Raw genomic sequence first — 7,472 nt, forward strand, 5'->3', positions numbered from 1 at the left:
CAACCTCGCGACCACACAGAGTGGCGGCGGTAACTCAGCGCTACTTTGCGGCTGGTGACGCGGACCCGAGTGGGGGGCCTGGTCGGATGCGCCGAAGCACACGCCAGCCGAGCCGAAGGCGCCGCCAACGCCACCGGGGCCGGGCCCGCCGACATCGGCCAGGCCGCCCTCATGGCGTTCGCCGGGGTCAACTGCCAGAACGAGGCCGACGAACTCGCCCTGATCGCCTGGCGGGCCACCCGGCTGAGCCGGGTGCTCACCATGCTCGACTTCGGCGGGCCCGCACCGCACTTCCCCCGCCAGGGCAACGTCGGCTCCGGTGACGCGCTCATCCGCGCCATGCGCCTGGTCGCCGCCGCCCTGTCCGGGATGGCCACCGCCGCCCACACCGCCATCGACCCGCTACGCGGCGACGGCGAAGCAGCCGACGCCGGACAAGCCCTGATCAAAGCCGCGGCCGTGCTGCAGGAGGCCGCCAAGCAAGTTCACTCGCTGCGTGCGATGGGCGAGCTGATGACCATGACGGACTGACCCTCCGCCGCTGGTCACCGGGCACGGGACCACGGGACGGCCGCGGTCCCGTGGAGGACGGCGACCCGGGACCCCGTCCGGCCGTTGCTCTCACCCCTGGGCACGCACAACCTGTAATCGTCCATGTCCGTCGTCCGCGTCCGTCCGCGCGCCTGCGCGCGTAGAAGGAGGCGATGGACGTGGACGGACGAACGGACGGACGAGCACGGCGTTACCCACAGTGATCTTGTACGTGAGTAAGCGATCGCTGATTGACGTACGCGAGAGGCAGACCAAGGAGGCGTGCACGCGCGTGCACGGCCGCCAGGCCCTCATCCGCACCGGAGGGTCTAGGCACTAGAGCGCTGGTCGGCGGCCGGTTCAGGCTCTAGGAGATCCTCTAGGTCTAGAGGCTGCCCCCTCTAGGTCTAGAGGCGGATCAGCCCGTTCGGCGGGCACGGCGTGGGGTGCGCAGCGGCTCGGAACGGCGCATCCCGAACGGCGGCCCGGTCGGCGACCAGTGGAAGCGCAGCCGGCCGTAGCGGTGCCGGGCCGCGTCCGCGGAGATGCCCAGCCCTGCGCCGACCTGGGCCCAGCTCGCCCCGGCCTGACGATCGGCCAGCACCGCCAGCTGGACCGCCTCGGTGGCCAGTTCCGGGAGTTCGCTCACCACGCTGCTGTGCTCGCCTGGCCCCAGCTCCAGCGCCGTCGACAGCTCGCCGAGCAGGTCGGTCGTTATCTAGGGTTGGAGGACCCTTCCAGCAGGTCAGAGGACGATGATCTCTTCTTTCACGTAGGCCAAGTTGACCGAACGCAGCCCGGACCCAAGAAGAACCGAGCGTGCGGGCTGTCCCGGTAATCGGCTGTGTCCCGTAATCGGTGGTAGCGCTGAGTGATCACCTGCCGGCCTGCCCTCCTGTGGTAGGTCCACTACCGGCTGGCGGTGGTCGGTGCGATCTGGCCCACCGACGTGCCTCCGTGGAACCCCGGTGCCTCGGCGGCTGGCTGTGCCGCCATTGGGACCCCTGTGGGGCGCTCGGGGCCGCGAGTGCCCCACAGGGGTGGGGTGGGTCATCAGTATCCGGGGACGTTTACCCGGAACGGTCGGCCGTCGAGGGTGCCGGTGACGGGGATGGTGTCAGTGGCGGTGAAGGCCTTCCACTGCAGCGTGACCTTGTGGGTCGCGCCGGCGGGGCCGGTGACGGTGAGGTTGGCGGTGGCTTTGTCGCCGGCGACCTTGGCAGTGCCGGTGGCGGCGAGGTCGGCGACGTAGCGGACCTTATCCAAGGTGATCGTGCCGTCTGTACCGTTGGTGACCTCCCCGCCGCGCAGCCCGGGCTCGGTGTCCGGCCGCGAGGCGCGATGCGGGTTGTGCATGGCTACCGTGTCGGCGGCGGTGGCGAACGCAGCCGCCACGAGTGTGCGCTGCGGAGCGTCGAGCCCGCCGCCGCGGGCGGCCGGTACTGCTGCCGCGGTCGCAGGGAATCGACCGTGTGCCTGGTAGTTGGCCATCGTGCACGACGTGTCGGACACCCGCCCCGGGTTCTGGATGAACCGGTGCATGATCTGTCGCGCGCACTCGCCACCCGGCCCACGGCCCTCGACCGCAGGGTTGTGGTACCCGGCCTGGACGGTGACCGCCTGGCCGCGGGGGAATGCCCGCGCCGCGGTGCGTGCACCCATGATCGCCTTCGGGTCGAACTCGCCGGCGACGGCCAGCATCGGCACCGCCGGCCGGTGCGGCTCGATCGCGTTGTTCTCTCGCGGGGTAGGCCAGCCTGCGCAGAAGTCTGCACCGCTGCCCGCCTCGGCGAGGGTGAACGGCGCGTACCGGTTGCGCTCGGCATGCCAGGTCACCAACTGGCGGCGCCGGGTCGCCTCGTCGGCGGTGCGGTCGTACGGCCAGCGCGGGTCGGAACACAGGTACGCCGTCGTACCGGCCCTATCCGGTGACTCCTTGGACGGCGCTTTGGATCCTGCGCCTTTGTTGCCGGCCAGCGGGGCGGCCCGGTCGAGCACGCGGCGCAGCGGGGCCGGGTCGCCGTCCAGGTATGCGGCGGTGGCCGCGGTCGCGTCGGTGGCGATGGCTGGATCAGAGGTCGACCGCAGCGCCCCGAGCAGTCGCTGTGGGGTCAGCGTCGCGTCGCCGTCGGCGCGCGTCTTCCGCACCACCGCTTCCCAGCGTGCCTGCGGGTCGCCGCCGGCGGTTCGGCGGCAGGCCGACGATCGCTGGCAGGCGCGGGCGTAGTGGTCGATGGCTTCCTGGATCTCCTTGCCTTCCGACTCGCCGAGCTGCCACCGGCCAGCCTTGTCGATTGGGCCGATCATGCTCTCGATGTACAGGGCGCGCACCCGGTCCGGGTAGCGGGTCGTGTAGGCCTGTCCGCTCAGCGCGCCCCAGGACGATCCCACGACGGTTACCTTGGACAGGCCCAAAGCCGCGCGCACCGCCTCCACATCGGCGACGTACTGGTCGCTGCTGAAGAACTGGGCCCTGTCGCCGATCTCACGCGCGCACTGGCTGACCGACTCCGGCTTCCCCTGCTGCAGCGCCTTGCACCGCAGCGGCGCGGATTCGCCCATCCCGCGGAACTCCACGATCATCATGTCCGAGTGGTCCAGCAGAGGCTGGAAGACCTTCCCGAAGGAGTCGACGCGCTCGGCGTTGGGTCCGAGCGGGGCCGGACCGCCGGGCATCGCCAGGATCGAGGTGCGGGCTGGGCGCGATCGGTCGGCCCGCGGGATGTACCCGAACCTGATGGTGATCTTCTCCGACTGCGGATCCTGCCAGTTCAGTGGGACGGTCAGGGTGCCGATGCACCGGCTGGTCGCGGTGGCGCATTCGTGCCGGCCGCCGCTGGCCGCCGCCGTGGCGACCGCCGCTGGCGCGGCGGCGACCAGCACCATCAAGCCCACCAGAATCGTCCTCAGTACACGCATGTGGCCTCCGCCCAAAGGACTCCGGGAATCCGATGGGGCGCTGTTCGTGCTGGTTCGCTGTGGTTCATGTCATTAGTTGAGCCAGCGTGGGTGTTGCCAGCGCGTATGCGGTTTTCGATATGCCGACGATATGCGCCGGCTCGTAGCCTCAGGAGCATGCGCGTGTTGATCGTCGAGGACGAACCCTTTCTGGCAGAAGCCATCCGCGATGGCCTACGTCTGGAAGCGATCGCCGCCGACCTCGCCGGTGACGGTGACACCGCTCTGGAACTGCTGAGCACCAACGCCTACGACATCGCCGTCCTCGACCGGGACATCCCCGGACCCTCCGGCGACGAGATCGCCGAACGCATCGTCGCCTCCGGCAGCGGCATGCCCATCCTCATGCTCACCGCTGCCGACCGGCTCGACGACAAGGCCTCCGGGTTCGAACTCGGCGCCGACGACTACCTCACCAAGCCCTTCGCGCTCAAAGAACTCGTGCTCCGTCTCAGAGCGCTCGACCGCAGGCGCGCCCACCACAGACCACCCGTGCGAGAGATCTCCGGCCTGCGGCTGGATCCGTTCCGCCGCGAGGTCTACCGCGACGGCCGTTACGTCGCGCTCACCCGGAAACAGTTCGCCGTGCTCGAAGTCCTCGTCGCTGCCGAAGCGGTGTCGTCAGCGCCGAAGAACTCTTGGAGCGAGCGCGGGATGAGAACGCCGACCCCTTCACCAACGCCGTGCGCATCACCGTCTCGGCACTGCGCAAACGGCTCGGCGAACCCGGGATCATCGCCACCGTGGCCGGCGCCGGCTACCGCATCACCACTCAACCAGACACTGGACGTGAGGGAGGCGACCGTGGATAGAGCGCCTGGTTTGAGTGTTCGCCTCAGACTCACCCTCAGCTACGCCGGCTTTCTCATGCTCGCAGGTGCCTTGCTGCTCGCCGCCGTGTGGGTCTACTTCCTGCGAGGTCTACCCGATGCTGCGGTCTACACCACCGGTGACTTGATAATCGACCGCTCCGCCATCCTGCGTTCGTTCACTTGGCTATGAAGGTGGATCCGAGAGCCATGTGTCGGTCGGTTTGAGAGCCACTTGCTGATCAACTGCCTTGGAGTGTTAGTGAAAAAGAGAGCCATGCCAGTGGGCCTGGGGCATGGCTCTCGTGACGCTGTGTGAGTGTTGTCGGCGTACACCTCCCGCTGCGGAGGCGAGTACGCGTAAACGTGCACAGCCCGAGGACGGTTAGCCGGTGGCGGTGATGTGGCTTTGACGGCGGCCAGGGTTCGTGAGGCGGCAGCAGGGGTGCGACGTACGCGTATGTTCGACCAGGTTCAGTGGAGTTCCTGGCGTTCTGCCGTTTCGCCCAGACGATGGAGCAGGTGCGCCCAGCCGTCGCTGGTCTCCTCTTCGAGTACGGCCGGCAGACCACTGTGGCGCAGGATGAGCTCGGTGCCATCACCGTCCGGGGTCAGGGTGACTTCGACTCGGGATGCCTCTGGTGCCATGTCGGGCGCTCCCGGTGTGGCCTCCCAGCCGAAGGTGAAGACGAGACGTTCGTACGGCACGAGCTCCACGAACCGTCCGCGCATCACCGGGCGTGGGCCCTCGTGCATCGCAACCTGCAAGGTGCCACCGGGGCGGGCGTCCAGCTCGGCCGTTCCCCACCATCGCGCCAGGCGTGCCGGGTCGGTGAAGAACCGCCAGACCGTCTCGGGACGCGCACGGATGTGCAACGTCTGCTCAATCGTCCTGCTCACAACGATCCCTTCACGTCCTGGTCACCAGTGTGCGCGTGTTCTTCTCGCTCGGCTTCGCGCTGGAGGCGGCTGAGCGAGGTGGACCACATTGTCTCCAGGAACGTCACCGCCTCGGCCAACCCCTCCGGACGTAGCCGATAGAAGCGGCGATTGCCTGCGCGGCGGACGTCGACGAGGCGGGCTGCTGTCAGCGTCCGCAGATGCTGGGATACCGCAGGGCGACTGATTTCGGGAAAGCGCTCGGCGATCTCGCCTGCCGATACTTCGCGATCCCGCACCAGGACGAGGATGGCGCGGCGGGTCGGGTCCGCCACAGCGCGAAGCGCGTCGTCCATGGGCCACCGCCTTCGTTTGCGCACTGCCGGGACAGCATGTAAGTGTTTAAGCAATATCTTACACTCTATCGATGACGAGGATCCGCCATGTCAGGAGACGACAACACCCGTGCCCCGCGATCGGAGAACCAGCGCCTGAATGCGCTGGTTGGCCGTTGGCGTTCGCAGGGGCGTATAGCGGCCACCGCGATCGACCCGGCGATCCGCATCGCCGGGTCGGACACCTACGAGTGGCTGGCGGGCGAGCACTTCCTCATTCACCGTGTGGACGTGCGCATGAACGAGGAGCACGTCGAGGTCATCGAGATGATCGGGCCCTACGATCCAGCGAGCCGGACCTACCCCATGCGCTCCTTCGACAATCACGGCAACTTCGTCACCATGCGGGCAAGCGTCGACGACGATGGTGTCTGGACGTTCGCCGGTGAGACGGAGCGGGCGACGCTGGTGATCGCCGAAGACGGCGACTCCATGACGGCCGAATGGGAGCGCACTGACAACGGCTCAAACTGGCGGCACTGGATGGACATGAGCTTCACGAGGGCTTCCAGCCCCAGCGCCATCCCTGGCCGCTGAATCCCTCGCAGATCAGAAGCCTCACCGTCGAGCTCGCCTCGCCGTTCCTGGTGGGGGTCCCCGTAGCTTCGGCCGGAAATCCAACAGATACGCCTCTGACCTGCATTGATAGGCAGGGCTCAGGTCTGGCCCAGCAGCCCGAGACCTCTGCATAAGGGCAGGTCAGAGGCGTATCCGTTGGATACTGCGCCATTACTACCGGGACCCCGGCAAGGGGCTGGCCCGCTGAGAGATTCGGTACGGGATCCGGCGTTAGTGACGCTGAGCTACCAGGGGCACGCCGTGGCTTGACATAAAGGTAGTTAGCGAGCAGCGCGACCTGAGGAAACGCCCGGTCCAGCGTTATCGAGCGGCTGCGCGCCTGACTCATCCCCAAACGCCCGGACCAAAACCGACCCTCGGCGGGTGGCACAGTCGCACACCGTGACCTGGGGTGATGCCGCTCGTTTGGGCCGTGTCGCGCGATTCTTACCAGCGGTCCCGGTTGGGGACGGTCCAGGGTCGTGCGGCGGCGCCGGTAGTCCGGTCCGACGGCCTCCGTGGCGTCGGACCGGACCGGTTCCGGCGGACTGCCGGCGGATGCGAGGCTACGCGGCGCAGTTTTCCCTTCTCCACTGGATCCGGGTGACGGTCACGGGGGAGTCGACCGTCTCGTGTCCCGCTGTGGGGTCACCGTCCTCGGCGGGGTGAACGCACTTCGAGTAGGCGGCGCCGCTCGAGTAGACGTATGAGACAAGGACGTGGTCATAGGTGGCGACCACGCCATTGTTGAAGAAGGATCGGACGTTCTTGTACTGGCTATTGGCCGGGCTGACCGGCCCCCAGTCTTCGTCGCCGGTGACGATCATCTGCCCATCTGTCGTATACAGGCAGAAGTATCCTCGTGGGCAGCTGCCGATGCGATCGGGAAGGGTTGCCGCGCTCGCTGGTGACGCGAACGCCAGCCCAGCCAGAGAGGCGGCGACGACGGCTGCCGGGATGAACCTTTTCAGCATGAGTTCTCCTCATTCGTTGCCTGAGCGAGGCCAGGTTGGGAAAGGACCGGCCCGCCGAGCGGATAACGGCAGGCAGGGGCCGGTCTCGATGGCTGGTGGGGTACCTATTGGGGGGCTTTGGCGGCCGCGCTGGCCGAGTTCGAGCGCCTGGCCGCTGAGCTCGGCACAACGCACACCGCCATCACCGCCAGCGGCCCCACCGGACAGCCCAGCCGGCGACCCGGGCCCGGTTGGGACGGGCCCCGGGTCGCGCGGCCCCGGCGGTGGGGGGGGCGGGGCGCCCCGGGGGGGGGGCGGGGCCCGGGGGGGGGGGGTTAGGCGGGTGGGGGGGGGGGGGGGGGGCTGTTTGGATGTGCACGGGTGAAGGG

Annotated in this window: 7 protein-coding genes and 1 pseudogene; 3 read left to right on the forward strand and 5 right to left on the reverse strand. The window is 68.3% G+C overall.

Features of this window, described 5'->3' with window-relative positions; genetic code table 11:
* Positions 1–54: 54 nt before the first annotated feature.
* Positions 55–531, forward strand: coding sequence for a hypothetical protein (locus tag ABZ297_RS24145; protein ID WP_355350179.1), 477 nt, complete (start codon positions 55–57; stop codon positions 529–531).
* Positions 532–949: 418 nt separating this feature from the next.
* Here the strand turns inward: ABZ297_RS24145 and ABZ297_RS24150 are convergent, their stop codons facing one another.
* Both ABZ297_RS24150 and ABZ297_RS24155 read right to left on the reverse strand, forming a co-directional pair.
* The gene (locus ABZ297_RS24150) at positions 950–1,180 is read right to left on the reverse strand and encodes a hypothetical protein (RefSeq protein ID WP_355350181.1); all 231 of its coding nucleotides are present in this window, start codon (positions 1,178–1,180) and stop codon (positions 950–952) included.
* A gap of 404 nt (positions 1,181–1,584) precedes the next feature.
* Complete coding sequence (locus tag ABZ297_RS24155) at positions 1,585–3,450, reverse strand: alpha/beta hydrolase (RefSeq protein WP_355350184.1); 1,866 nt, start codon at positions 3,448–3,450, stop codon at positions 1,585–1,587.
* A 156-nt stretch (positions 3,451–3,606) separates the two neighbouring features.
* Here ABZ297_RS24155 and ABZ297_RS24160 point away from each other — a divergent pair.
* Positions 3,607–4,301, forward strand: a pseudogene (locus ABZ297_RS24160) (response regulator transcription factor).
* A 471-nt stretch (positions 4,302–4,772) separates the two neighbouring features.
* Here the strand turns inward: ABZ297_RS24160 and ABZ297_RS24165 are convergent.
* Positions 4,773–5,198, reverse strand: a complete 426-nt coding sequence (locus ABZ297_RS24165; RefSeq protein ID WP_285711099.1) for an SRPBCC family protein — start codon at positions 5,196–5,198, stop codon at positions 4,773–4,775.
* Entirely contained in the window at positions 5,195–5,533 is a 339-nt protein-coding gene (locus tag ABZ297_RS24170) for a metalloregulator ArsR/SmtB family transcription factor (protein ID WP_355350188.1), read from the reverse strand. Before ABZ297_RS24170 ends, ABZ297_RS24165 begins: the two co-directional genes overlap by 4 nt.
* 87 nt (positions 5,534–5,620) lie before the next feature.
* Here ABZ297_RS24170 and ABZ297_RS24175 point away from each other — a divergent pair, with 87 nt between their 5' ends.
* Positions 5,621–6,109 (forward strand): DUF1579 family protein, encoded by a 489-nt coding sequence (locus ABZ297_RS24175; protein WP_355350191.1) that lies wholly within the window; start codon positions 5,621–5,623, stop codon positions 6,107–6,109.
* A 587-nt stretch (positions 6,110–6,696) separates the two neighbouring features.
* On the opposite strand, the gene ABZ297_RS24180 is transcribed toward ABZ297_RS24175, so the two are convergent.
* On the reverse strand, positions 6,697–7,104 hold the full coding sequence (locus ABZ297_RS24180; protein ID WP_355350194.1) for a peptidase inhibitor family I36 protein: 408 nt from the start codon (positions 7,102–7,104) through the stop codon (positions 6,697–6,699).
* Positions 7,105–7,472: the final 368 nt, after the last annotated feature.

It is taken from the genome of Nonomuraea sp. NPDC005983, from assembly GCF_040614375.1.
Taxonomy (GTDB): domain Bacteria; phylum Actinomycetota; class Actinomycetes; order Streptosporangiales; family Streptosporangiaceae; genus Nonomuraea.